Below are 24997 nucleotides of genomic sequence, written 5' to 3' on the forward strand. Positions count from 1 at the left end.
CCCGGGCCGTCCGCGTGCCACAGCCGTTCCGATGCAGGCCGAGCGGCCCGACGGCTGCCTTTCGGCGATCACCGGGCGGGGGCCGCATCGCGGCCTGATCCGGCCGAGCGCGCGGATCAGGCGAAACGACAGAGTTCGGAATAAAGATTGTGCTTAATTTTCTCTAAAAAAATGCCGTTTATTTTCTGACCTTTCCACTCATACGGCATCGAATTGTCCGGAGAGCCGCAGATTTATCTTCCGCTCACCAAGCTTGTACCAACGAGATGTCGACCATATTTCTTGCCAACGCATGAAAATGGCCTAGTTCTTATTGGCATAACTCAAATCTTGCCAATAGGTACGGTCATGGACTGGATATCAAAAATAAATATTCCGACCAAACTTGTAGCAGTTATTGCCTTGACAGGTGCAATATTTCTAGGATGTGCGTGGTACACATCTCAGAAAATCGCCGAGATTGACGCATCCTATACAATCCTGCTCGACAAGGAGTCGAAGGCGGTCGTGAAGGTCGCCCGCCTGAACCGTATCGTGGCGCAGCTCGGCTACGTCGCCCTGCGCACCGCGACCGAGGCCGGCACGGCCGATGGGCGCAGCGTCGGCCGCAATCTCGACACCCTCGCGGCCGAGGCGACGACGCTGATCGACGGAGCCCGCCGGGAAGCCCCGGCCTTCCGCGAGCGCATCGACCAGATCGTCGGCCATTTCGACGCCTATATCCGGGCCGTCCGCGAGATGCGCGATCTGGCCGATGCCGGCAAGGCGGACGAAGCCCTGTCGCTGACGCGCCGGATCGCGGACGGCGTCCAGAAGGAGGTGACCGAGTCCGCCCGCCAGCTCGTCGACGCCATGGATGCCTCGCTCCAGAAGCGGTCGGACGACCTGACCGTCGAGGTCAACGGGACGCGCTCGCTGCTGGTGACCGTCTCGCTCGCCGGCATCGCCGTCGGCATGGTCGCGGGTATCCTGGTCGTGATCTTCGGCGTCACGCGCCCGATCCGCCGGCTATCGGCCAAGCTGCAGCGCATGGCGGACGGGGAGATCGACGCCGAGATCACAGAGGCCCGGCGCGGCGACGAGATCGGCCTGATCGGCCGGGCCGTCGAGGGCATCAAGGCGCTGGTCGCCCGGAAGGCCGCCGAGGAGGCCGAGATCCGGCGCGTCGCCGACGAGGCGGCCGCCGAGGCGCGCCGCCGGACCATGCTGGAACTCGCAGACGGCTTCCAGGACACGGTCGGCCGGATCATCGGCCTGGTCTCGTCCGCGGCCACCGAGCTCCAGGCCACCGCCCAGACCATGACGGCGACGGCGACGCAGACCGCCAGCCAGTCCACCACCGTGGCCGCCGCCGCCGAGCAGGCCGCCTCCAACGTCAACACGGTGGCGAGCGCGGCCGAGGAGCTAGGCTCGTCGGTGCAGGAGATCGGTCGGCAGGTCGACGGCTCGGCCAAGCTCGCGCAGAGCGCCGTGTCCGAGGCCGGCCAGACCGCCGCCCTGGTGCAGGACCTCAGCGCAGCCGCCGCCAAGGTCGGCGACGTGGTGCGGTTGATCACCGATATCGCGGCCCAGACCAACCTGCTGGCGCTGAACGCGACCATCGAGGCGGCGCGGGCCGGCGTGGCCGGACGCGGCTTCGCGGTGGTCGCCGCCGAGGTCAAGGAACTGGCCAACCAGACCGCCCGGGCGACCGATGAGGTCGCCGGCCAGATCAGCCAGATCCAGAAATCCACCGGCTCGGCCGTCTCGGTCATCGGCGGGATCACCGCCCGCATCCGGGAGATCGAGGCGGTGACCACCACGATCGCGGCGGCGGTCGAGGAGCAGGGGGCGGCGACGCAGGAGATCGTCCGCAACGTCGGTCAGGCGGCGCAGGGCACCGGCGAGGTGACCGGCAACATCGCCGGCGTGGCCTCGGCCGCCGCGGAGACCGGCCGGGCGGCGGACCAAGTGCTCGGTGCCGCCTCGGAACTGTCGCGGCAATCCGAGCATCTCAGCGGCGAGGTCGAGCGCTTCCTGGCGACGATCCGGGCCGCCTGACCGAAGCGGGGCCGGGACGGGGATGGCGGCCGTGCGTCCGCCCCCCTGTCCCGCGCGGGCCGCCGGGCGTACAGCCCCGGCACCGCCCGGCCGTCCGGGCGGACCGGGAGGAACCCGTGGGTCTCGTCTACGCGCTCGCCGCCTATCTGAGCTGGGGCCTGCTGGTCCCGGTCCATTTCCGGCTGCTCGGGGCCTACAGCCCGAACCACATCCTGGCGGAGCGCATCGTCTGGTCGAGCCTGTTCGCCGGCACCCTGGCCCTGGTCCTGGCGGCGCGCCACCGCCTGATCCTGCCGCGGCCCTTCCGCCGCCGTCACGCCCTGCTCGCGCTCTCGGCCGCGATGATCGGCGTGAACTGGCTGCTCTACCTCTACGCGGTCAGCAGCGGGCACCTGCTCGACGCGAGCCTCGGCTATTACATCAACCCGCTGGTCAGCGTGGCGCTCGGGCGGGTGGTGCTCGGCGAGCGCCTGCGGCCGATGCAGGCGGCTTCCGTCGCGGTCGCGGCGGCGGGCGTCGGGGTCGCGGTGATCTGGGCCGGCGAGGTGCCGCTCATGTCCCTGTCGCTGGCCGTGACCTTCGCGCTCTACGGTCTCGTCCGGAAAATCGTCGGGGTCGATGCGCTGGTCGGCTTCCTGGCCGAGACGCTGCTGCTCCTGCCGGCCGCGATCGTCTGGCTCGTCCTCACGCCCGAGCCGATCCTGCCCGCCGAGCCCGCGGGCCGCGCGCTCCTGATGCTCACGGGGCTCACCACGGCCCTGCCGCTGATCTGGTTCGCCGCCGCGGCGGTGCGTCTGCGCCTGACCACCCTCGGCCTGCTGCAATACGTCGCCCCGACCTGCCTGCTCGGCCTCAGCGTGCTGGCCTTCGGCGAGCGCGTGGAGCCGCACCGGGCGCTGATGCTCGCGCTGATCTGGGTGGCGCTCGCCCTCTACACCCTCGACGCTTTCCGGGGCCGGCGGAAGGCGGATCCCATCGCGGCCCCGCCGATGCGATCGGATCCGGACGCGATGCGTGTATAAGGCATACCGGTACGGGTCCTTCGGGGCCGGATGAGGGATGATGCGCAGCCGATGAGCGAGAGTGAGGGCGGCGCCGAGGCCGTCACGGATGCCGACTACCGGATTCTCGCCGAGACGCTGCCGCAGCTCGCCTGGATCGCCGAGGCTGACGGCACCATCATCTGGTACAACCAGCGCTGGTACGATTACACCGGCACGACCCTGGAGGAGATGCGCGGCTGGGGCTGGCGCAAGGTCCACCATCCCGATCACGTCGCGGCGGTGACGGAGCGCTATCAGGCCGCCATCGCCCTTGGCAGTTCCTGGGAGGACACGTTCCCGCTGCGTGGCCGGGACGGGATCTACCGCTGGTTCCTGTCGAAGGCGCGGCCGCATCGGGATGAATCCGGGCGGGTCCTGCGCTGGTACGGAACCAACACCGACATCACCGGCCGCCGCGCCACCGAGGAGCGCCTGCGCCATTCCGAGCAGCGGTTCCGCGCGCTGGTGGACGCCTCCGCGGCCGTGATCTGGAACACCAACGCCGCGGGCGAGCTGACGCCGCCGCAGGTCCGCTGGAGCATCTACACCGGCCAGACCGAGGAGGCCTACCAGGGCTGGGGCTGGCTCGACGCGGTCCATCCCGACGACCGGGGTCACGCCGCCGATGCCTGGGCGGCCTGCGTGGAGGCGCGGGCCACGTACGAGATCGAGTACCGCCTGCGCCGGCACGATGGGGTCTGGCGCGCCATGGAGGTGCGTGGCGTTCCGGTGCTGGCCGAGGACGGATCCCTGCGCGAATGGGTCGGCACCTGCGTCGACGTGACCGAGCGCAAGGAGGCCGAGGAGGCGGTGGAGCGGGCGCGCCAAGCCGCCGAGGCGGCCAACCGCGCCAAGAGCCAGTTCATCGCCAACATGAGCCACGAGCTGCGCACGCCGCTCTCGGCGGTGATCGGCTATTCCGAGATGCTCGGCGAGGAGCTGGAGGATATCGGCCAGGCCGCCCTCCTGCCGGACCTGCGCAAGATCGAGGCGGCGGCCCGCCACCTCCTGTCGCTGATCAACGACGTGCTCGACATCTCGAAGATCGAGGCCGGGCGCATGACCGCCTCGGCCGAGACCTTTTCCGTCACCGACCTGCTGCGGGACGTGTCCGACGCCACCGGCTCCCTGGTGGAGAAGAAGGGCAACCGCTTCGTCCTCGATACGGACGGGGCCGATCTCGGGTCCATGCACCAGGACCAGACCAAGATCCGTCAGTGCCTGCTGAACCTGATCGGCAACGCCGCCAAGTTCACCGAGACCGGCACCATCACCCTGACGGTGCGCCGGCACCGGGAGGCGGGGGCCGACTGGCTGTCCTTCGCCATCGCGGATACCGGCATCGGCATGAGCGAAGAGCAGATCGGGCGGCTGTTCGAGCGCTTCGTCCAGGCCGACGACTCGACCACCCGCCAGTTCGGCGGCACGGGTCTCGGGCTCGCCATCACCCGCGCCTTCTGCCGGACGATGGGCGGCGATATCGGCGTCACCAGCACGCCCGGCACAGGCTCGACCTTCACGATCCGCCTGCCCGCGACCCTCGCCCCCGAGGACGCGCCATCCGCCGAGGCCGAGGCCCATGCGGTGGAGCCGCACGAGCAGCACGAGACGGTCCTGCTGGTCGATGACGACCCGGCCGCCCGGGAGCTGCTCCAGCGCTTCCTGGAGCGCGAGGGGTTTCACGTGCGCAGCGCCAACGATGGCCGCGCCGGCCTGACGCTGGCCCGGGCGCTCAAGCCCCGCGCGATCCTGCTCGACGTCGAGATGCCGCGCATGGACGGCTGGGCGGTGCTGCACGCCGTGCGCAACGATCCCGACCTCGCCGGGACGCCGGTGATCATGACCTCGGTGGTGGCCGAGCAGGGGCTCGGGCAGGCGCTCGGCGCCACCGACTATTTCGTGAAGCCGATCGACTGGGACCGGCTGAAGGGCCTGATGGAGCGCTACCGGCCGGAGGCGCCGAACGAGGCGCGGGTCCTCGTGGTGGACGACGACGCGGATGCCCGGGAGCGCCTGCGCCGGTCGCTGGGCCGCGAGGGCTGGATCGTCGACGAGGCGGAGAACGGCCGGATCGCCCTGGAGCGGGTGAACGAAGCGCGGCCGAGCCTGATCCTCCTTGACCTGATGATGCCCGAGATGGACGGGTTCGGCTTCCTGCGGGCTTTGCGCGCACGGCCCGACGGCGACGTGCCCGTGGTGGTGCTCACCGCCAAGGAGGTCACGGAGGCCGAGAAGGAGAGCCTGAACCGGCAGGCCGACCGGGTGATCGCCAAGGGCTCCATGAGCCTCGCGGAGATCGGCCGGCAACTGCGGGTGCTCTACGCGCGTTCGGCGAGCGAGCCGGTGCCGGGACAACTCCAGGGCCTGATCGCGCGGCTCGCCGAGCAGGAGACGGGGGAGCGGCCATGAGCGATGAGGGGATCGATCCCGACAAGGCGGTGGCGATCCGCCTGCGGGCGCGGCTGGCGGTAGTCGAGCGCGCGGCATGGTTCGGCATGGTCCACGCCATGAAGATGCGGCCCGCCGAGACCGAGGCCTACATCGCCTCCGAGCGGGCGCGCTGCACCGAGGGTTTTGGGAGTGGTGCCTGGGCGAAGGATCTGACCGACGCGGAGCGGACAATGCTGGCGGATGAGGTCGATGCCGGGCTGGCGCAGCTGATCGCGGATGCGCGCGGGGAGGTGTGAGACGGCCCCTCATCGTGGGCTGAATGCTGCGATGAGGGGTTTGTCGATGTTGCAAAATGATGGATGCGATGGGTGATCCTGCGTGATACCCACCAGCGTTTAGGCTGGGCGGCTGTATCGCTATGCCGAGAAGCCTGCAGGCAGCGCCCCGGGGGCAAGACAGTACATTCAGCGGCAGATCAATGATGATTGCTGCGATGTATAGATAATTTATCATTTACAACAGTTCGCATTATTTACTATCCGAACAAAAGATCAAATAATATCGCTTCGCGCTCGTTCGCGCATCCAAACGAAAAACTTGCCTTTCTGCTAAAATTCCTATATAAGGAATGTGAACAGGGGCATCACGATGCGCAACCTTGGCGAATCATTGAATCTTGAAAAAATTCGTTATGATTTAGATGCAGCGAGAGTCATTACCAAGATTGCCTGGCTTAAGCTCGCGCTTAAGCAATTCAACCCCAATCAGCCTCGCGTTCCAGCCGGTCAGCGAGAGGGCGGACAGTGGACAGGGACTTCGGCAGACTCCGACACAACTCAGCTAGGCGAAAATTTACACCTTGCTTCGCAGTCGTATAGCTGGGGAACACTCGTAACTGAAATACCCAAACCGTAGGGCGGTATTGCATTTATGACTTTGATTTTGGATTGGTCAGAGTAGAGGGGCCAACAAATTTCAGTTGCCAAGATCGCGTTCTTTCATCAGCTGTCCGCCATGGAATTATACTGAACGACAATTTTAGGAGGTGAGATATGCAGAAAGAACCTATTCTTCCGATAAACTTTACGATATCATCAGAAGCCTGGAAAGAGATAGATTCCATTCGTAATTTATATGATGAGGGGAGCGACGACAAGGCTGATGTTTTGTCGATTGCGTGGGGAACAACGATTCTAAACTCCGGAAAATCATGGGAAAACATCGTTGTTGGATTCTATAGAAAGTCAGAAAGATATAAAATAGAAGGAGGCATTCAAATTCTGAATGGATGCGAAATTATATTTTTCATTACTCCGAAGTATTGTGGAATTTTTGAAGGTCAGGTAATAATATTTGCGCAAGACAAGTGGTTTTTCCTTTCACCTGATTAAGAATTATAAGCCGCTGTCTTTGCAAGCGGAGCGAGGCAATCCAGTGTCGCGCCACGTCCTCAAAGGTCGGGGTGCCCTGGGTCACTTCGCTGCGCTCGCGATGACGACGAGAGCGGCATCAGCCGAAGGCAAACAGAAGCCGTATTCCTTGACTGGGCGAAACGCCCGCGTGCAGCCTCACGATCGCGCCCACACAGATAATACGCCCAGCATCGTGGACGCAGCAAAGATCTTCCGGAGATCTTGCCAATCCACGCAGGCGATTCGGAACGGTGCGAGCCCATGACGGATGAGCCGATCTTACCCGTCAACGTCACGATCTCCGCTGAAGCATGGGACGAAATCGGGTGCATACGGCATATCTGGGATAGCCAATTCGAGGATAAAGCCGACGTGCCCGTAATCAGCTGGGGCAGAACGATCTTGAACGACGGGCGATCCTGGAGCCACGTCGTCGTGAGTTTCTTCAGCGTATCGGAACGACAAAGAATCGCGTACGGCATTCAGATGCTTTCCGGCCGCGAAGTCGTGTTCAACACGGTGCCGGAGTTCTATAATCTATTCGCGGGCAAGGTGCTTAGATTCGCGCCGAGCAAGTTGTTCTTCCTGGCGCCGAACTAAAATTGGCTGCGCATGCAGCGTTTCGCGCGCTGCCGCTGAGACTAACCGCCACGAAACACATCCCCCCAAGCCGGCGGCAAACCCGTCCAGGCCAGCGGCGACGCCACCGTCTGCCCCGGCAGACGCGTCGCCGAAAACACCCCCCGCGCCACCGCCCGCGCCAGCACCCGCGCGGCGGCGTCGCCCAGGCGCGCCATCGCCACCACCGGGTCGGCCAGCGGCACGGCGCCGGTGGCGGCGGCAAACACCAGATCGCCGTCGAGCGGCGTATGCGCCGGCACGAGGGCGCGGGCGAGGCCGTCCTGGGCCGCCACCGCGAGGCGCCGGCACTGCGCCTTGGTCAACGCCGCGTCGGTCGCCACCACGGCGAGCGTCGTGGCCGCGCCCGGCAGCGCCCGGGCCGGGAAGGCGAGGGCGTCGGCCGGCACCCGGGCCGGCGAGCCCAGGCCGCCGAACTCGTCCCCCTCCTCGAAGGGCGCGGCCCAGAAATGCGGCCCGTCGCCGACCGTCGCGTTGCCGAAGGCGTTCACCGCCGCGAGCGCCCCGACCCGGAACCCCGTGCCGGCCACCAGCGCGGAGGCCGAGCCGATCCCGCCCTTCAGGCGCCCGGTCCGCGCGCCGGTCCCGGCCCCCACGGAGCCCAGCGCGAAATCCTCGGCCGCCGCCGCGGCGGCGGCGAAACCCAATTCGCGGTAGGGAGGGTAGCGGCCCCAATCCTTGTCGCCGCCGTTCAGCAGATCGAACAGGATCGCCCCGGGCACGATCGGCACCCGCATCCCGCCGACCGGAAAGCCGCGCCCGGCCTCGGCGAGCCACGCCGTCACGCCCGCCGCCGCATCGAGCCCGAAGGCCGAGCCCCCCGACAGCACCAGGGCGTCGATCCGCTCCACGGTGCGCTCGGGATCGAGCAGGTCGGTCTCGCGGGTGCCCGGCCCGCCGCCGCGCACATCCACCGAGGCGACCGCGGGTTCATCGAACAGGATCGCGGTGACGCCGCTGGCGATTCGCAGATCGCTCGCGTGGCCGACCCGCAAACCGGGAATGTCCGTGATGCAATTGCGCAGCATCGGCAGAGCTTGCCACGGCCGACGATCGGCGCAAATCCCGGCGGGCGGCACGGACCGCCCAGCTGGTTTCCCCGATTGGTCATGCCGCACAGGGAATCGAGGAGCACGCCATGGACGTCGGAATCATCGGAATGGGGCGGATGGGCCGGGGCATGGCCGCCAGCCTCGCGCGGTCCGGCCACACGGTGCGCGCCTGGAACCGCTCGCCGGAGGCGGCCAAGGGCATCGCGGGGGTGACGCCCGTCGGCAGCGCCGCCGAGGCCTTCGCGGGGGATGCCGTCATCACCATGCTGGCCGACGACGCGGCCCTCGAGGCCGTGATCGTGGCCGGCGGCCTGCTCGACCGGCCGGAGCGCCCGGGCGTGCATATCGGCATGAGCACGATCTCGGTGGCGCTCGCCCGGCAGCTCGCCGCCGTGCATGAGCGGGCGGGCGTCCCCTACATCTCGGCGCCGGTCTTCGGCCGGCCGGACGTGGCGGAGGCCGGCAAGCTCAACATCGTGGCGGCCGGCGCGTCGGATCTGATCGACCGCGCCGCGCCGCTGCTTGACGCCATGGGCGCCAAGACCTGGCGGTTCGGCGAGGACCCGGTGCGGGCGAACGCCGTCAAGCTCGCCGGCAACTTCATGCTGGTCTCGGCCATCGAGGCCATGGCGGAGGGCTGCGCGCTCACCGAAGGCCACGGGGTGCCGGGCGCCGACTTCCTCGACCTGATGACCAACACCCTGTTCGCCTCGCCGGTCTACAAGGGCTACGGCGCCTCGATCGCCCAGAACCGCTACGAGCCGCCGGGCTTCATCCTCAAGCTCGGCGCCAAGGATGTGCGGCTCGCCCTCCAGGCCGCCGAGGGCGCCGGCGTACCGATGCCCTTCGCCAGCGTCCTGCGCGACGGCCTGATCGAGGCGATCAGCCACGGCGATGGCGAGAAGGACCTCGCGGCGCTCGCCCGCGTCGCCGCACGGCGTGCAGGCCAGGGTTGAGTGCAGCCGCATCGTTGCTCGCCAGAGACGAAAATTAAGACTCCGTTCAACGAAACATTACAGTGTCCGCGCCTCTTAGTGCGGATACCGGCATATGTTTCGACAGCCCGTCTCGCTGCGCGCGATGTCCTTGTCCACGAAAGTAATCCTCTTGGCGATGCTCGCGGTGTCCCTCACTGCGGGCGCGATCTCGATCACCGTGTCTCGGCAGACCTGGTCGCAGATGGAGGAGCGTCAGCGCTCCAACGGCGATCGCAACCTGCGCACCCTCGCCCTCGTGCTGGCGGAACGGCTGACGGGCGCGACGACCGAGCTGTCGGGCTCTCGGGTCGCCCGGGTCGTCGCGCCGAGCCTTTCCGGTTTCGCGGACGCCGCGGTGGTGGACAACGCCGTCGCCTATTCCGGCGGCGTGGCGACGGTCTTCAGCTTCGAGGCGGCGACCGACAGCTTCGTGCGCCGCCAGACGACGGTGCGCCGCGAGGACGGCGCCCGCGCGGTCGGCACCGCACTCGCCCCCGACAGCCCGGCCCAGGCCGCCGTGCGCGCCGGCAAGACCTACGAGGGGCCGGCCCTGCTGTTCGGACGCCGCTACTTCACCGTCTATCAGCCGACCTTCGATGCCGCCGGGGCGGTGAACGGGATCCTGTTCGTCGGCCTGCCGATCGAGATGTATTTCGACGCGCATGCCCAGACCATGACGAGCCTCGGCATCGCGGCCGTAGTCATCGCGGCGCTCGCCTGTGCCCTGGTGGGCTTCGCGGCGGCGCGCCTGTTCCGGCCCTTCTCCACGATTGCGGCCCGGATCGAAGGCCTGGCGGCCGGTGATCTGGAGACGCCGATCCCCCATGCCGGGCGCGGCGACGAGATCGGCGCGGTGGCCCGCTCGGTCGAGGTGCTGCGCGTCGCCGGCCTGCGGACGCGGGAACTCGAAGGCCTGCAGAGCGCCGGCGCCGCCGGCGAGGCGCGGCGGCGCGCCGCGCTGGATCGCGCCATCGAGGCGTTTCGCGGCCAGGTGGTCGTGCTGAAGGGCGCGCTCACCGCCAGCACCGGCTCGATGCGCGACCGGGCCGGCGAGATGGCGGCGAGCTCCGCTGAAGCCGAGGGCGCGGTGGCCGAGACCGAGCGCGGCTCGCACGAGACCTCGGCAAGCGTCCAGACCGTGGCGAGCGCGGCCGAGGAACTCTCCGCCTCGATCAGCGAGATCGGCGGGCAGCTCAACCAGGCCGAGGCCCTGGTCGCCACCGCGAGCGCGGATTCGGAGGCGATGAACGCCGAGATCGGCGGCCTCGCCGAGGCCGCGGGCCGCATCGGCGCCGTGGTCGGCCTGATCCGCCAGATCGCCGGGCAGACCAACCTGCTGGCGCTCAATGCCACGATCGAGGCGGCCCGCGCGGGAACGGCCGGCCGCGGCTTCGCGGTGGTGGCTTCCGAGGTGAAGGCGCTCGCCGAGCAGACCGCCAAGGCCACCGAGGAGATTTCGGGCCAGATCGCCGGCGTCCAGACCTCGACCGCGGCCACCGTGGCGGCGATCGGCCGGATGGGCGAGCGGATGCGCGCGGTCAGCGCGACAACGGGCGTCATCGCGGCCTCGATGAGCGCCCAGAGTGCGGCCACCGCCGAGATCTCCCGCAACGTCGCCGAGACAGCCGGCGCCACGGAAGCGATCGCCAGCGGGCTGACCACGGTGGCGGGTGCGGCCCGGCGCTCCGCCCGGATGGCCGCCACCGTCACCGAGGCGGCTCAGACGGTCGATACCGTGGCGGCCGAGCTGGAGGGCGAGATCGAGCGCTTCCTGGCGCAGGTGGCGGCCTGACGCCTACGTTTCGAAAGGGTGCAGGCGGAAGCGGACCGGCCGGCGCCCTTCCCACATACGGAGCTTGTGGGGTTCACACATCCGCTTCAGCGGGGTGGCCCCAGGATCGAGCGTGGGTCCCCTCTCCCGACGGGAGAGGGGTCCTGACGCGCTCTGTCGTCAGCGGCAATGTCCGCCGGCGACGGTGAACATCGTTGGGGCGTGCGAGAAGGGCGCGTAGCCTTTCTGGGACAAGAGCCGGCGCTCAGAGCCCGAACCGGGCGAAGGCCGCGCGCTCTTCCAGGGCCGCCATCGCTCCCTCGGCGAGCGCAATCCCGCCCGGCGCACCGCCCCGGCGCAGCAGGCGGGACAGGAACCCGCCCCGGGCCTCAGCGATCGGCCGGAGATCCACCTTCTCGCCGAACCGGGCGCGCATCACCGTGCGCACGTCGCCCAGCGCGTCGACGAGGCCGAGGGGCAGTGCCTGACGGCCGGTCCAGACCGCCCCGGTGAACAGGTTTTCGCCCTTCGACAGGGTCGGGCGTCGCGCCGTCACGAGGCCCGTGAACAGGTCCTGCACGTCGGCCTGGATGCGCTTCAGCCGCTCCACGTCGGCCGGGTCCTCCGGGCGGAACGGGTCGAGCATCGACTTGGCCTCCCCCTGGGTGTGCACCCGGCGCTCGACGCCGAGCTTCTCCAGCAGGCCGTGGAAGCCGAACCCGGCCGAGACCACGCCGATGGAGCCGACGATCGAGGTCGGGTCGGCGACGATCTCGTCGGCCGCGCAGGCGATCATGTAGCCGCCCGAGGCCGCGACATCCTCCACGAAGGCGATGACCGGCAGGCTCTTTTCCTCGGCGAGCGCCCGGATGCGGCGGTGGATCAGATGCGACTGCGCGGGCGAGCCGCCCGGCGAGTTGATCACGAGCGCGACCGCCTTGACCCCGGGCATCCCGAAGGCCCGCTCCAGACTGCCGGCCACGCCGCCGATCGAGAGGCCCGGGCGGATCGGCGAGACCGCCCCGATCGTGCCCGCAAGCCGGACCACGGCGACCCGCGGGCGGCGGTCCCGGAAGCGGCGTGGCAGGAGGGCGCGGAGGGACTCGGACAACGCGAACGCCATGGGGATCTTACGCGGCTCACTGAGATCGGGCGGGGAACGGCCCGGATGGGTCTAGCGGAAACTGGGCGTTCCTTAACCCCAAGCAAGGGTGGTGCGTCTGCGCAGTCCCGCGGACCGAACCGTTTGCCGACCTTGGCCGTTCCTGCGCTTGGTGCGGCTGTCGCACCGGCCCGGATCCGCAGGATCATCCGGGTGCCAACACGGGAGAGAGACGATGCGACCCTGGCCTATCCTGGCCCTCCTGGCCGCGCTGATCGGCGGTCTGGCGGGTGCGCCCGCCCGCGCGGCGCCCCTTCCGGTCCCCGTCACCGCCGAGACCGCGGCGCCCGCCCCGGTGGTGCAGCTCGCGCGCTGGCACTACCGCCGCCACTGGCACCGCCGCCATCACTGGCGGCGCCACTGGCATCACCGCCGCCACCACTGGCACCGGCGCTACCATTGGCATCGGCACTATGGGCACCGGCATTACGGGCACCGGCACCATGCGCATCACCGCTTCGGATACCGCCATCACGTCGGCCAGCACCATGCCGTCCCGGGCCGCGCGGTGGGCCACCGCCACCTGACGTTCTACTGACCCGCAGGGCCCGCGGCCCGGCCCCATCCGGCCGGGCCGCGGGCTTGCCGGCGACCTTGCGTACGGCCTTGGAAAACCTTATTTAACCGTCTGATATCACTGCTCTTCCGAGAGGCCGTTCCGGCGCATCGCGCGCCACCCGGGAACGGCCGAGAGCACCGCCCGTCCGGGCTTCAGAACGGAAACCGACTTGGCCGAGAACGATCCGACTGGCGCAGCCCCGCCCGCCAGCGACATCCGCCCCGTCTCCATCACCGACGAGATGCGCCGCTCCTACCTCGATTACGCGATGAGCGTGATCGTGAGCCGGGCGCTTCCCGACGCGCGCGACGGCCTGAAGCCGGTGCACCGGCGCATCCTCTACTCCGCCTTCGAATCCGGGCACCTGCCCGAGCGGAAATACGTCAAGTCGGCGCGCATCGTCGGCGACGTGATCGGTCTCTACCACCCGCACGGCGACCAATCGATCTACGACGCCTTGGTGCGGATGGCGCAGGACTTCTCCATGCGCCTGATGCTCATCGACGGGCAGGGCAATTTCGGCTCGGTGGACGGCGATCCGCCGGCCGCCATGCGCTACACCGAATCGCGCCTCGCCAAGCCCGCCACGGCGCTGCTCACCGACATCGACAAGAACACCGTCGATTTCGGACCCAACTACGACGAGTCGCGCGAGGAGCCGACCGTCCTGCCGGCCCGCTTCCCGAACCTGCTGGTCAACGGCGCCGGCGGCATCGCGGTCGGCATGGCGACCAACATCCCGCCGCACAATCTCGGCGAGCTGATCGATGCCTGCGTGGCGCTGATCGACGATCCGGGGCTCACCATCGAGCAGCTCACCGAGATCGTGCCCGGCCCGGATTTCCCGACCGGCGGCATGATCCTCGGCCGCGCCGGTACGCGGCAGGCCTACGCGACGGGGCGCGGCTCGGTGATCATGCGCGCCAAGTCGCATGTCGAGGAGCTGCGCAAGGAGCGCGAGGCGCTGATCGTCACCGAGATCCCCTATCAGGTGAACAAGGCGACGCTGGTCGAGAAGATCGCCGAGCTGGTGAAGGAGAAGCGCGTCGAGGGCATCTCCGACCTGCGCGACGAATCCGACCGGACGGGCATGCGCATCGTCGTCGAGATCAAGCGCGACGCCATGGCGGACGTGGTGCTGAACCAGCTCTACCGGTTCACACCGCTCCAGACCTCCTTCGGCTGCAACATGGTGGCGCTGAACGGCGGCCGCCCCGAGCTGATGAACCTGAAGGACCTGCTCCAGGCCTTCGTGGATTTCCGCGAGGAGGTCGTCTCCCGGCGGACCAAGTTCCTCCTCGGCAAGGCCCGCGAGCGGGCGCACGTCTTGTGCGGCCTCGCCATCGCGGTCGCCAATATCGACGAGGTGATCCGCCTGATCCGCACCTCGCCGGATCCGAACGCCGCCCGCGAGGCCCTGATGGGCCGCGACTGGCCGGCCCACGACATCGCGCCGCTGATCGCGCTTGTGGATGACCCGCGCCACCGGGTCGCCGAGGACGGGACCTATCGCCTGTCCGAGACCCAGGCCCGTGCCATCCTCGACCTGCGCCTGCAGCGCCTCACGGCTCTGGGCCGCGACGAGGTCGGCGACGAGCTGAAGACGCTCGCCGACGAGATCGCCGACTATCTCGACATCCTGCGCTCGCGCGCCCGCATCCAGGGGATCGTCAAGACGGAGCTCGCCGAGGTGCGCGAGCAATTCGCCACCCCGCGCAGGACCGAGATCGTCGATTTCGACGGCAGCGTCGAGGACGAGGACCTGATCGCCCGCGAGGACATGGTGGTGACCGTGTCGCATGCCGGCTACGTCAAGCGCGTGCCGCTCTCGACCTACCGGGCTCAGCGCCGCGGCGGCAAGGGCCGCTCCGGCATGGCGACCCGCGACGAGGATTTCGTCACCCGCCTGTTCGTGGCCAACACCCACACGCCGGTGCTGTTCTTCTCCAGCCAGGGCCAGGCCTACAAGGAGAAGGTCTGGCGCCTGCCGATGGCCGCCCCGAACGCCCGCGGCAAGGCGCTGGTGAACATCCTGCAATTGCAGGACACCTCCGAGCGCATCACCACCATCATGCCGCTGCCCGAGGACGAGGCGTCCTGGGAGACGCTCGACGTGATGTTCGCGACCGCCTCCGGCAACGTCCGGCGCAACAAGCTGTCGGACTTCACCACGGTGAACCGCAACGGCAAGATCGCCATGAAGCTCGATCCGGGCGACCACATCGTCCATGTCGAGATCTGCCGTCCGGACCAGAACGTGCTGCTGACGACCGCGCTCGGCCAGTGCATCCGCTTCCCCGTGGAGGATGTGCGCGTGTTCAAGGGCCGCGATTCGACCGGCGTGCGCGGCATCCAGCTGGCCCCGGGCGACCGGGTCATCTCGATGACGATCCTGAACGCCTTCGACGCCACTGCCGAGGAGCGCGCCGGCTACCTGAAGATGCGCCGCGCCGTGACCGGCGAGGCCGAGGAGAACGGCGATGCGGAGGCCGAGGACGGCACCGAGGCGGCCGCGATCTCGCTCGACCGCTACAACGAGATGGGAGCGGCCGAGCAATACGTGCTGACCCTGTCGGAGCGGGGTTACGGCAAGCGCTCCTCGTCGTTCGAGTACCGGACCTCGGGGCGCGGCGGGAAGGGCATCACGGCGATGCGGGTCAATGCCCGCAACGGCAGCCTCGTGGCGTCCTTCCCCGTGGAAGCCTCGGACCAGATCATGCTGGTGACCGATGGCGGCCAGCTGATCCGCGTGCCGGTGGACGACATCCGCATCGTCGGCCGCGCCTCGCAGGGCGTGACGGTGTTCAACACCGCCAAGGACGAGAAGGTCGTCTCGGTGGAGCACATCGAGGGCGAGGACGAGGGCGCCGAAGCCGGCACCGCCGAAGGCGGGACGGAGGGCGCTGCGGAGGGCGGCAGCGAGGGCTGACACGCCGCGCCGGCGCGGCAGGTTCCGTCCGGCGCCAAAATGCTCTAGGTCGGGTCGCGATGACCCGCACCGCCCTCTACGCCGGCTCGTTCGATCCGGTCACGAACGGCCATCTCGACGTGATCCGCCAAGCCTGCCGGCTGGTGGACCGCCTCGTGATCGCCATCGGCGTCCATCCCGGCAAGGCGCCGCTCTTCTCCGCCGAGGAGCGGGCGGCGCTCCTCACCGAGACCTGCGGGCCGGTGGCCCAGACCGAGGGTGCGGCGCTGGAGATCGTCACCTTCAACGACCTCGCGGTCTCGGCCGCCCGGCGCTCAGGCGCCACGATCTTCATCCGCGGACTGCGCGATGGGACCGATCTCGACTACGAGATGCAGCTGGCCGGCATGAACGGCGCCATGGCGCCCGAAGTGCAGACCGTCTTTCTGCCCGCCTCGACGCAGGCCCGCCCGATCACCGCGACGCTGGTGCGCCAGATCGCCGGCATGGGCGGGGATGTCTCGCCCTTCGTTCCGGCCGCCGTCGCGGCGCGGCTCCGGCAGCGCTTCGCCGCCCATTCCTAAAAGACTGGAAGGATTTCGATGAACCGACGCCACGCCCTCCTCGCGCTCGCCCTGACGCTCGGCACCGCCACGACCGTTCAGGCCGCCGACGCCAACACGGTCTATCTCCAGACCAAGGACGGGCGGATCACCATCGAGCTGCGGCCGGATCTGGCGCCCAAGCACGTCAAGCAGATCAAGACGCTGGTCGCCCAGGGCTTCTACAACGGCCTCAAGTTCCACCGCGTCATCGACGGCTTCATGGCCCAGACCGGCGACCCGAAGGGCAACGGCACCGGCGGCTCCAGCCTGCCGAACATCCCGGCGGAATTCTCGCAATCGGCCGAGTTCCGCCGCGGCACGGTGGGCATGGCCCGCTCGTCCGATCCGAACTCGGCGAACTCGCAGTTCTTCATCTGCCTCGGCGACGCGCCGTTCCTGAACGGGCAGTATACGATCGTCGGCAACGTCACCGATGGGCTCGACGTGCTCGACAAGATCAAGAAGGCCGCCCCCGGCGCGCCCGGCGGGGCCGTGCAGGATCCCGACAAGATCGTCAGCATGACGCTGGCCGAGAAGGGCAAGTAGCGGCCGCATGCCGGGCTGGCGCGCCGCCGCGATCCTCCTGCTGAGCCTGGGTCCGGCGCAGGCCGCGACCTACGAGGGCAGTCCTTTCTACGGCTATGCCTTCGAGCCCGGCGGCGGCTATCCCTTGAGCCTGCCGCAGACGCTGCGGGCGACGATCGCGGTGCCGGTGTCGCGGATGGCGACGAAGCCCGCCGACACCCTGGCGGAACTCTACCCGGCGCTCGCCGCCTGCTGGCAGGTGCCGGCGGGCCTTGGACGGCCGAGCGCGGGCTCGGACGACATCGAGATCACCCTGCGGCTGTCGCTGCGCCGGGACGGCAGCCTGATCGGCCCGCCGCGCGTCACCTACGCGGCGGGGGTCGCGGGATCGCAGCGGGCGACCCTCGTGCGTGGCACGCTCGATGCGGTGTCGCGCTGCACCCCGGCTCACATCACGGCGGGCCTGGGCAGGGCCATTGCGGGCCGCCCGGTGGCGCTGCGCTTCGTCTACCGCCCGCCGGCCTGAAAATCGGTACTCCCCTTTGGGCGCTGGCCGGATCCGGCGCGCGCTCGTACAAGTCCCTCAACCGAAAGGATGAAGACATGGCCGACAACGAAACCATCGTGCTTGAGACCACCAAGGGCCGCGTCGTGATCGCGCTGCGCCCCGACCTCGCCCCGGGCCACGTCGAGCGCATCAAGACGCTGGCGTCGCAGGGCTTCTACGACGGCGTGCCGTTCCACCGGGTGATCGACGGGTTCATGGCCCAGACGGGCGACCCGACCGGCACAGGCTCGGGCGGCTCCGACCTGCCGGACCTGAAGGCCGAGTTCAACGCCGAGCCGCATGTGCGCGGCACCTGCTCGATGGCGCGGACGAACTTCCCGCACTCGGCGAACTCGCAGTTCTTCATCTGCTTCGACGATGCCCGCTTCCTCGACAAGCAATACACGGTGTGGGGCAAGGTCGTGGAAGGCATGGACGTGGTCGACACGATCAACAAGGGCGAGCCGCCGCGCTCCCCGGACAAGATCGTGAAGGCGAGCGTCGCGGCGGCCTGAGGCTCACCTGATCTCCGGGCCACCCGCAGCCTGCGGGCGGCCCGGCACCGCCAGGATCAGGGCGTGGATCGGATCCGGATCGGACTCACGCGCCCGCGGATCGCCCAGCGCCCCGACCGGCGTCCGATCTCAGCACTGCGATTTCCGCCACCGCCAGATCCTCCGGCGTGTTGACGTTGAGGAACGGGTCTACCGGCTCTGCCGGCCAGGACGCCGTCGCGGTCCCGTGGCACGCGATGAAGGCGCCGACGCGCCTTTCGCCCCGCTGCAAATAATCCCGCAGATCTTCGCGCAGAACCGTCGGCCAGAGGGCGATCGTGTAGTGCTGTCGCGCGCCGGAAGCCGCGAGCGCGATGCCGGTCTCCGAGCCAACTGCGTGCAGGCGCGCCACCAGATCCTCCGGCAGGAACGGCGCGTCGCCCGACACGCTGACCATCCGCGCGAGGCCCTGCGCCGCGGCATAATCCAGCCCGGCGAGGATCCCGGCAAGCGGGCCCGGCTGATCCGGCAGCGAATCCGGCAGGATCGGCCCGGGAAAACCAGAAAACCGCGCCGGATCGCCGTTGGCACTCAGCGCCAGCCCGGCCCCGCATTGCGGCCCGAGCCGTTCGACCACCCGCTCCAGCAGCGTCCGCCCGCCGAGCCGCAGCAGCGGCTTGTCGCCCCCGCCCATCCGCCGCGCCTGCCCGCCGGCCAGGATCAGGCCCAGGACCGGCGGCGCCATGGTCTCACTCGATGACGATCTTCGGCGCCGTCCGCCCGGCCGGCGCGCCGGACAGGTTCGCCCAGAGCTGGGCGGCGATGTCGCGGTAGACCTTGGCGTGCGGCCCCTCCGGATCCGTCGCCACCACGGGCTGGCCGTTATCCGAGGTCTCGCGGATCGTCATGTTCAACGGCACCTCGCCGAGGAACGGCACGCCGAGGCGCTGCGCCTCGATCCGCGCGCCGCCATGCCCGAAGATGTGCGAGGCATGGCCGCAATTCGGGCAGACGAAGGTCGCCATGTTCTCGATCACGCCGAGGATCGGCACCGCGACCTTCTTGAACATGGTCACGCCGCGCCGCGCGTCGATCAGCGCGAGGTCCTGGGGCGTCGAAACGATCACGGCGCCCGAGAGCGGCGTCGCCTGCGCCATGGTGAGCTGCGCGTCGCCGGTGCCCGGCGGCATGTCGACCAGGAGCACGTCGAGTTCGCCCCAGAGCACGTCGCGCAGCATCTGGGTGATGGCCGACTGCACCATCGGACCGCGCCAGATCATCGCCGTCTCGGGCTCGATCAGGAAGCCGATCGACATAACCTTGAGCCCGTAGCCGACCATCGGCTCCATGGCCTTGTTGTCGACGACGGTCGGCTTGCCCGAGAGGCCGAACAGTTTCGGCACCGACGGGCCATAGATGTCGGCGTCGAGGAGGCCGACCTTCAGCCCCTGCGCCTGGAGCGCCAAAGCGAGGTTGCAGGCGGTGGTGGACTTGCCGACGCCGCCCTTGCCGGAGGCGACCGCCACGATGTGGCGCACGCCCGCGATCTGCGGGCCCTGGTTCGGCGGCGCGCCGGGCCGGGGCGGAGCGACCGGCGGCGGGCTCACGGGGCGCGGGGCGGCGCTGCTCTGGGCCGGATGGCTCTGGGTCCGCTCGGAGGTGAGGCTCGCGAACACGCCCGAGACGCCCGGCATCTGGAGGACACGGCCCTCGGCCTGCCGCCGCACCGGCTCGAACCGCTCGGCCTCGCTGGGATCGACCAGGATCGAGAACATCACCCGGTTGTTCGGATCGACCACGACCTGGGACAGCCGTCCCGAGCCGGGCAGGGTGGTGCCGGCGGCATCGACCGTGATGCCGGCGAGCGCCTTCAGCACGTCGTCGCGGGTGATCGCCAAAATCGTTCTCCAGCGGGCAAGCGGGTATGCCAGTGCATGTAACCAAGCCTGCCCAGAACACCAGACCCGAACCGCGATTCACATCGGAGGCGGTTGGGAAACGACGCGACAGCCGCTGGAAATGGCCGGCACATGGCCGTACATTCGGCTGCACGACTGGAGCGGCAATGGCAAACGCGGAACGATCGGATGGCGGGCGGACGCCTAGACGCCGCAGCGAACGGCTTGAGACCCGCATCACGGCCGAACAGAAGGCGCTGATCACGCGCGCCGCCGCGCTCGAAGGGCGCAGCCTCACCGATTTTGTCCTGACCAGCGTCCAGGATGCCGCCAAGCGCACGATCGCCGAGCACACGATGATCGAGCTGGGTGCGCGGGATTCTCGTGCCTTCGTAGAAGCCTTGCTCCAGCCCCGCGAACCGAGCCAGCCCATGCGGGAGCGGGTCGCCGCTTTCAAGACGCGGATGGGCGACAGCGGGCCGTGAGCGGCACGGCGAAGCCGGTCATCACCGCCCTTGACCCGGCGCAGCACGACCGATCCTGCTTCACCTGCGGCGTCGAGGCGCTGGACCGCTACCTCCGTGTGCAGGCCGGACAGGACGCCCGGCGCCGTGTGGCGGCACCCTACGTTTTGTTGGAGCCACCGTCGCCTGCAGCGATCGGCTTCTACACGCTCTCGAACACCGCAATACAGGCGGCCGATCTGCCGGCAGCCCTCGTCAGGAAACTGCCGCGTTATCCTGTGCTGCCCGCGACGCTGCTCGGCCGGTTGGCGGTCGATAAAGGGCGGCGCGGCGAGGGTTTCGGTACACTGCTCCTCCTCGACGCGCTGCGGCGCTGCCTGAGAAGTGAGACGGCCTCTCTGGCGGTGATCGTCGATGCGAAGGACGCCGCCGCGGCCCAGTTCTACGAGCGGCACGAGTTCCTGCGCTTGCCCGATCTGCCGAACCGGCTCTTCAAGCCGATGGCTGAGATCGAGGCGCTGTTCGCACGGACAGGCTCTTAGCGGACCGAGCGCTACTGCGGCGGCGGCTTCGCGATCAGATTGCCTTCCTCCATCGGGCCGCGCACCACGGTGCCGTCGCCGCGCCGGTCCATGCCTGGCGGCCGCGCCGGCAGCCCGGCGGGCCGCGCAGCCGCTTAACGCGCTCGATATGGATGCTGTCGGCGCGCCGATCGGAAAAGTCGTGGCCGCCGATGCGCACGCCCGGACCGAACCGCACCTCGGCGCCCGCTGGCGAACCCGAGAGGGCGAGCGCGCCGAGCGCCGAGAGCACGGCGGCCCGCCATCGCCCCGAGACGTGCGTCATCCGAACCTCCGTCTCCGCACACGCAAGCTGAACCAACGGGAGATTGATCCGTTGTCGGGGCAGCCTTCAGGCGGGGACCCCTCCGGAGCGCCTTCGCGCCCCCGGGACTCACCGCCCGGACCGACGATCAGGAGACCAAGTTCATGCATCAGGGCAACCACCGCGACCACGCGGGCGCGAAGAAGCTGTTCGAGCTCATCAAGGACGTGAAGATCGCCATGATGACCACCGTCGATTCCGACGGCACGCTCAACAGCCGCCCGATGTGGAACAACGACGCCGACGAGAACGGCGACCTGTGGTTCTTCACCAAGCTGCACTCGCCCAAGACGGCCGAGATCAGCAAGGACAATCAGGTGAACCTCGCCTATTCCGACCCATCGAGCCAGAACTACGTCTCGGTGGCCGGCAAGGCCGAGATCGTCCGCGACCAGGCGAAGATCAATGAGAAGTGGAATGAGAGCCTGAAGGCCTGGTTCCCGAACGGCAAGGACGATCCCGAGGTCGCTCTGATCCGGGTCCATCCGGAGAAGGGCGAGTACTGGGACAGCCCGAACAGCACGATGCTGCACCTCTACGGCTACGTGAAGGCCTCGCTGACCGGCGAGAGCCCGAAGACCGAGACCAAGAAGGTCGATCTGGCCTGAACGTCGCTCACGCGACGCACAGGTTCGCGGGCGGTCATCGGACGGTGGCCGCCCGTCTTCTTGACGGATCCGGGCCCGGCATGCGCTCTGCGGCGGCAAGACGCGGCAGAGTCCTCAAAATATGCTCGATCTGGCTAAGCGGGTCTACGATCACAGCTTCCGCATCGATCCGATCGTGCGGTCGCTGCTCGACACGGATTTCTACAAGCTGCTGATGGCGCAATCGATCCTGCGCCGGCACCCGGACATCCGCGCGACCTTCGGCATCACCAACCGGACGCAGAGGATCCGCATCGCCGACGAGGTCGATGCCGGGCTCCTGCGCGAGCAGCTCGACCACGCCCGGACGCTGCGCCTCAGCAAGGGCGAGGTGACGTGGCTGCGCGGCAACGTCTTCCGCGGGCAGGGGCGGATCCTCGGGCCGGAATTCGTGAGCTGGTTCGAGAATTTCCAGCTCCCGGAATACGAGCTCGCCGTCCATGACGGCCAGTACGAATTGACCTTCCACGGCCCCTGGGTCGAGACCACGATGTGGGAGGTCCCGGCTCTCGCCATCCTCAACGAGTTGCGGGCGCGGGCCGTGCTGCGGGGCATGGGCAAGCTCGAGCTTCAGGTGCTCTATGCCCGGGCCATGACCCGGGTCTGGGAGAAGATCCAGCGGCTGCAGAAGCTGCCGGACCTGTCGGTGGCGGATTTCGGCACCCGGCGCCGCCACGGCTTCCTCTGGCAGGATTGGTGCGTGCAGGCGATGGCGGAGGGCCTGGACGGCGCCTTCCTCGGCACCTCGAACTGCCTGATCGCCGCCCGGCAGGAGGTCGAGCCGGTGGGCACCAACGCCCACGAATTGCCGATGGTCTACGCGGCTCTGGCCGAGGACGATGCGGCGCTCGCCGCCGCACCCTACCGGGTGCTCGCCGACTGGCAGGAGGATTACGGCGGCAACCTGCTGGTGGCCCTGCCCGACGCCTACGGCACCACGGGCTTCCTGGCCAAGGCCCCCGACTGGGTCAGCGATTGGACGGGGATCCGCATCGATTCCAAGGACCCGATCGAGGGCGGCGAGGAGGCGATCCGGTTCTGGCAGGAGCGCGGGCGCGATCCGCGCGAGAAACTCGCGATCTTCTCCGACGGGCTCGACATCGACGCGATCGAGCGCATCCATGCCCGGTTCCACGGCCGGATGCGCATCGGCTACGGCTGGGGCACGCTGCTCACCAACGATTTCCGCGGGCTCCTGCCGGACGGCAAGCTCGATCCGGTCTCCATCGTCTGCAAGGTCACGGAGGCCAACGGCCGGCCGACCGTGAAGCTCTCCGACAACCCCACCAAGGCTCAAGGGCCGGCCGAGGAGATCGCCCGCTACCGCCGGGTGTTCGCCGTGGGCGAGCAGGAGGCGCTGCCGGTGGTTGTTTGAACCCCGGTGTCAGACCCGCGCTGGTGAAATACGCGGGCTGACGGCGGGCGCTCGAATTCATTATCATGTCGACCAAGCGGAGCCGCCACGGGCGGTCCTGCGCGGGAGAACGCCCAGATGATGAATCGCCGCTCGCTGATCGGGGCCGCCGGCCTCGCCCTGACGACGCCCGCCCTGCAGTCCGGCCAGGCCGCCGAAGCAGCAAAACCCGCCGCCAAGGCACCTCCGCCGCCGGTCACGAAGATCCTGGCGCAGTGGATCCTCAGCTCGTCCTACGACACCCTGCCGGAGGCGGTCCGCCGCGAGGGCGTGCGCAGCTTCCTCAACTGGGTCGGCGTGGCGATCGGCGGGTCGCACCACGAGACCGTGGACGTGGCGGCCTCGGCGCTGCAGCCGTTCTCCGGGCCGCCCCAGGCCGGTTTGTTCGGCCGGACCGAGCGGTTCGACATCATGAACGCCGCCTTCCTCAGCGGCGTGTCGAGCCACATCTTCGACTTCGACGACACCCACCTGAAGACGATCATCCATCCGGCCGGGCCGGTCGCCTCGGCGATCCTGGCCTATGCCGAGATGAAGCCGGTCTCCGGCAAGGACTTCCTCGGCGCCCTGGTGGTCGGCATCGAGACCGAGTGCCGGATCGGCAATGCGGTCTACCCGAACCACTACGATGCCGGCTGGCACATCACCGGCACCTGCGGGCCGTTCGGTGCGGCCGCCGCCGCCGGCAAGCTGATGGGGCTCACCGAGCAGCAGATGGTCTACGCGCTGGGGCTTGCCGCCTCGCAGCCGGTGGGCCTGCGGGAATCGTTCGGCTCGATGAACAAGAGCTTCAACCCGGGCCGGGCGGCGGCGAACGGCCTGTTCGCGGCGATCCTGGCCGCGAAGGGCTTCACCTCGTCGGACGGGATGATCGAGGCGAAGCGCGGCTGGGCCAACACGATCTCCACCAAGCAGGACTGGTCGCAGATCACCGACGGGCTCGGCAGCCGCTACGAATCGCAGCTCAACACCTACAAGCCCTTCGCCTGCGGCATCGTCATGCACCCGACGATCGACGCCGCGATCCAGATCCGCGACGACGATCACGTCAGGCCGGAGGACATCAGCCGCGTTGATCTCAAGGTCCATCCGCTGGTGCTGGAACTGACCGGCAAGACTGCGCCGAAGACCGGGCTGGAGGGCAAGTTCAGCATCTACCACGCCGCCGCGGTGGCCTTCGTCGAGGGGGCGGGCGGCGAGAAGCAGTTCAGCGACCGGGCGGTGAACGATCCACGCGTGGTGGCGCTGCGCCGGAAGGTGATGCCGGTAATCACCCCGGGCATCGACCCCGCGCAGGTCGACATGACCGTGACGCTGAACGACGGGCGGACGTTCCACCGCCACATCGAGCACGCCATCGGCAGCGTCGAGAAGCCGATGTCGGATGCCCGACTGGAGGCCAAGTTCGCGGACCTCGCGGCGGGCGTGCTGCCGGACGCGCAGGCCAAGCGGGTGATGCAGCTGTGCTGGTCGCTGCCGGAGCTGACGGATGCGGGCGATGTGATGCGGGCCGGCGTGCAGGGGGCGTGAGGCCGGCCGTCGACGACCTGCCGTCACGGCGGCA

Annotated in this window: 23 protein-coding genes and 1 pseudogene; 19 read left to right on the plus strand and 5 right to left on the minus strand. The window is 68.8% G+C overall.

The window, feature by feature from the left end:
• Nucleotides 1–348: 348 nt before the first annotated feature.
• The 6 genes from FVE89_RS25210 (at nucleotide 349) to FVE89_RS25240 (ending at nucleotide 7486) form a co-directional block, all read left to right on the plus strand.
• Nucleotides 349–2040, plus strand: coding sequence for a HAMP domain-containing methyl-accepting chemotaxis protein (locus FVE89_RS25210; protein ID WP_161392895.1), 1692 nt, complete (start codon nucleotides 349–351; stop codon nucleotides 2038–2040).
• A 116-nt stretch (nucleotides 2041–2156) separates the two neighbouring features.
• Nucleotides 2157–3062, plus strand: coding sequence for an EamA family transporter RarD (gene rarD / locus FVE89_RS25215; RefSeq protein ID WP_161392896.1), 906 nt, complete (start codon nucleotides 2157–2159; stop codon nucleotides 3060–3062).
• Nucleotides 3063–3113: 51 nt separating this feature from the next.
• On the plus strand, nucleotides 3114–5492 hold the full coding sequence (locus FVE89_RS25220) for a response regulator (protein ID WP_161392897.1): 2379 nt from the start codon (nucleotides 3114–3116) through the stop codon (nucleotides 5490–5492).
• On the plus strand, nucleotides 5489–5770 hold the full coding sequence (locus FVE89_RS25225; protein ID WP_161392898.1) for a hypothetical protein: 282 nt from the start codon (nucleotides 5489–5491) through the stop codon (nucleotides 5768–5770). The genes FVE89_RS25220 and FVE89_RS25225 overlap by 4 nt, the downstream gene beginning before the upstream one ends.
• A 756-nt stretch (nucleotides 5771–6526) precedes the next feature.
• Entirely contained in the window at nucleotides 6527–6865 is a 339-nt protein-coding gene (locus tag FVE89_RS25235; protein WP_161392900.1) for a hypothetical protein, read from the plus strand.
• Between the two features lie 282 nt (nucleotides 6866–7147).
• Nucleotides 7148–7486: a hypothetical protein gene (locus FVE89_RS25240; RefSeq protein ID WP_161392901.1), complete on the plus strand. Its 339-nt coding sequence runs from the start codon at nucleotides 7148–7150 to the stop codon at nucleotides 7484–7486.
• Nucleotides 7487–7527: 41 nt separating this feature from the next.
• On the opposite strand, the gene FVE89_RS25245 is transcribed toward FVE89_RS25240, so the two are convergent.
• The gene (locus FVE89_RS25245) at nucleotides 7528–8553 is read right to left on the minus strand and encodes a P1 family peptidase (protein WP_161392902.1); all 1026 of its coding nucleotides are present in this window, start codon (nucleotides 8551–8553) and stop codon (nucleotides 7528–7530) included.
• A gap of 74 nt (nucleotides 8554–8627) precedes the next feature.
• On the opposite strand from FVE89_RS25245, the gene FVE89_RS25250 reads away from it, so the two are divergent.
• Nucleotides 8628–9533, plus strand: a complete 906-nt coding sequence (locus tag FVE89_RS25250; RefSeq protein WP_342390052.1) for an NAD(P)-dependent oxidoreductase — start codon at nucleotides 8628–8630, stop codon at nucleotides 9531–9533.
• 157 nt (nucleotides 9534–9690) lie between these two features.
• Entirely contained in the window at nucleotides 9691–11346 is a 1656-nt protein-coding gene (locus FVE89_RS25255; protein WP_246731181.1) for a methyl-accepting chemotaxis protein, read from the plus strand.
• A 244-nt stretch (nucleotides 11347–11590) separates the two neighbouring features.
• Here the strand turns inward: FVE89_RS25255 and FVE89_RS25260 are convergent, their stop codons facing one another.
• Nucleotides 11591–12448: a S49 family peptidase gene (locus FVE89_RS25260; protein ID WP_161392905.1), complete on the minus strand. Its 858-nt coding sequence runs from the start codon at nucleotides 12446–12448 to the stop codon at nucleotides 11591–11593.
• Nucleotides 12449–12662: 214 nt separating this feature from the next.
• Between FVE89_RS25260 and FVE89_RS30690 the strand changes: the two genes are divergently transcribed.
• The 6 genes from FVE89_RS30690 (at nucleotide 12663) to FVE89_RS25290 (ending at nucleotide 18146) form a co-directional block, all read left to right on the plus strand.
• A complete protein-coding gene (locus FVE89_RS30690; RefSeq protein WP_202131061.1) occupies nucleotides 12663–13025 on the plus strand; it encodes a hypothetical protein in 363 nt (120 codons plus the stop codon).
• Between the two features lie 190 nt (nucleotides 13026–13215).
• Nucleotides 13216–15975, plus strand: coding sequence for a DNA gyrase subunit A (gene gyrA / locus FVE89_RS25270; RefSeq protein WP_161392906.1), 2760 nt, complete (start codon nucleotides 13216–13218; stop codon nucleotides 15973–15975).
• A gap of 59 nt (nucleotides 15976–16034) precedes the next feature.
• The gene (coaD, locus tag FVE89_RS25275; RefSeq protein WP_161392907.1) at nucleotides 16035–16538 is read left to right on the plus strand and encodes a pantetheine-phosphate adenylyltransferase; all 504 of its coding nucleotides are present in this window, start codon (nucleotides 16035–16037) and stop codon (nucleotides 16536–16538) included.
• An 18-nt stretch (nucleotides 16539–16556) separates the two neighbouring features.
• Nucleotides 16557–17105 (plus strand): peptidylprolyl isomerase, encoded by a 549-nt coding sequence (locus FVE89_RS25280; RefSeq protein WP_161392908.1) that lies wholly within the window; start codon nucleotides 16557–16559, stop codon nucleotides 17103–17105.
• A gap of 7 nt (nucleotides 17106–17112) precedes the next feature.
• Nucleotides 17113–17610 carry a hypothetical protein gene (locus FVE89_RS25285; protein ID WP_161392909.1) on the plus strand — a complete coding sequence of 166 codons (498 nt, stop codon included), beginning with the start codon at nucleotides 17113–17115 and terminating at the stop codon, nucleotides 17608–17610.
• A gap of 77 nt (nucleotides 17611–17687) precedes the next feature.
• Nucleotides 17688–18146 carry a peptidylprolyl isomerase gene (locus FVE89_RS25290; protein WP_161392910.1) on the plus strand — a complete coding sequence of 153 codons (459 nt, stop codon included), beginning with the start codon at nucleotides 17688–17690 and terminating at the stop codon, nucleotides 18144–18146.
• Nucleotides 18147–18231: 85 nt separating this feature from the next.
• Here the strand turns inward: FVE89_RS25290 and mobA are convergent, their stop codons facing one another.
• On the minus strand, nucleotides 18232–18870 hold the full coding sequence (mobA, locus tag FVE89_RS25295) for a molybdenum cofactor guanylyltransferase MobA (protein ID WP_161392911.1): 639 nt from the start codon (nucleotides 18868–18870) through the stop codon (nucleotides 18232–18234).
• Nucleotides 18871–18874: 4 nt separating this feature from the next.
• The gene (gene apbC, locus FVE89_RS25300) at nucleotides 18875–20023 is read right to left on the minus strand and encodes an iron-sulfur cluster carrier protein ApbC (protein WP_161392912.1); all 1149 of its coding nucleotides are present in this window, start codon (nucleotides 20021–20023) and stop codon (nucleotides 18875–18877) included.
• A 167-nt stretch (nucleotides 20024–20190) separates the two neighbouring features.
• On the opposite strand from apbC, the gene FVE89_RS25305 reads away from it, so the two are divergent.
• Nucleotides 20191–20508, plus strand: coding sequence for a DUF1778 domain-containing protein (locus FVE89_RS25305; protein WP_161392913.1), 318 nt, complete (start codon nucleotides 20191–20193; stop codon nucleotides 20506–20508).
• Complete coding sequence (locus tag FVE89_RS25310) at nucleotides 20505–21029, plus strand: GNAT family N-acetyltransferase (RefSeq protein ID WP_161392914.1); 525 nt, start codon at nucleotides 20505–20507, stop codon at nucleotides 21027–21029. The genes FVE89_RS25305 and FVE89_RS25310 overlap by 4 nt, the downstream gene beginning before the upstream one ends.
• 11 nt (nucleotides 21030–21040) lie before the next feature.
• Here the strand turns inward: FVE89_RS25310 and FVE89_RS25315 are convergent.
• Nucleotides 21041–21333: pseudogene (locus FVE89_RS25315) on the minus strand (hypothetical protein).
• 143 nt (nucleotides 21334–21476) lie between these two features.
• On the opposite strand from FVE89_RS25315, the gene FVE89_RS25320 reads away from it, so the two are divergent.
• The 3 genes from FVE89_RS25320 to FVE89_RS25330 all read left to right on the plus strand — a co-directional run bounded on the left by FVE89_RS25320 (nucleotide 21477) and on the right by FVE89_RS25330 (nucleotide 24963).
• Nucleotides 21477–21980: a pyridoxamine 5'-phosphate oxidase family protein gene (locus FVE89_RS25320; protein WP_161392915.1), complete on the plus strand. Its 504-nt coding sequence runs from the start codon at nucleotides 21477–21479 to the stop codon at nucleotides 21978–21980.
• Nucleotides 21981–22101: 121 nt separating this feature from the next.
• Entirely contained in the window at nucleotides 22102–23394 is a 1293-nt protein-coding gene (gene pncB, locus FVE89_RS25325; protein WP_161392916.1) for a nicotinate phosphoribosyltransferase, read from the plus strand.
• Nucleotides 23395–23511: 117 nt separating this feature from the next.
• On the plus strand, nucleotides 23512–24963 hold the full coding sequence (locus FVE89_RS25330; protein WP_161392917.1) for an MmgE/PrpD family protein: 1452 nt from the start codon (nucleotides 23512–23514) through the stop codon (nucleotides 24961–24963).
• Nucleotides 24964–24997 lie beyond the last annotated feature (34 nt).

Source organism: Methylobacterium sp. 2A (assembly GCF_009806555.1).
Classification (GTDB): Bacteria; Pseudomonadota; Alphaproteobacteria; order Rhizobiales; family Beijerinckiaceae; genus Methylobacterium.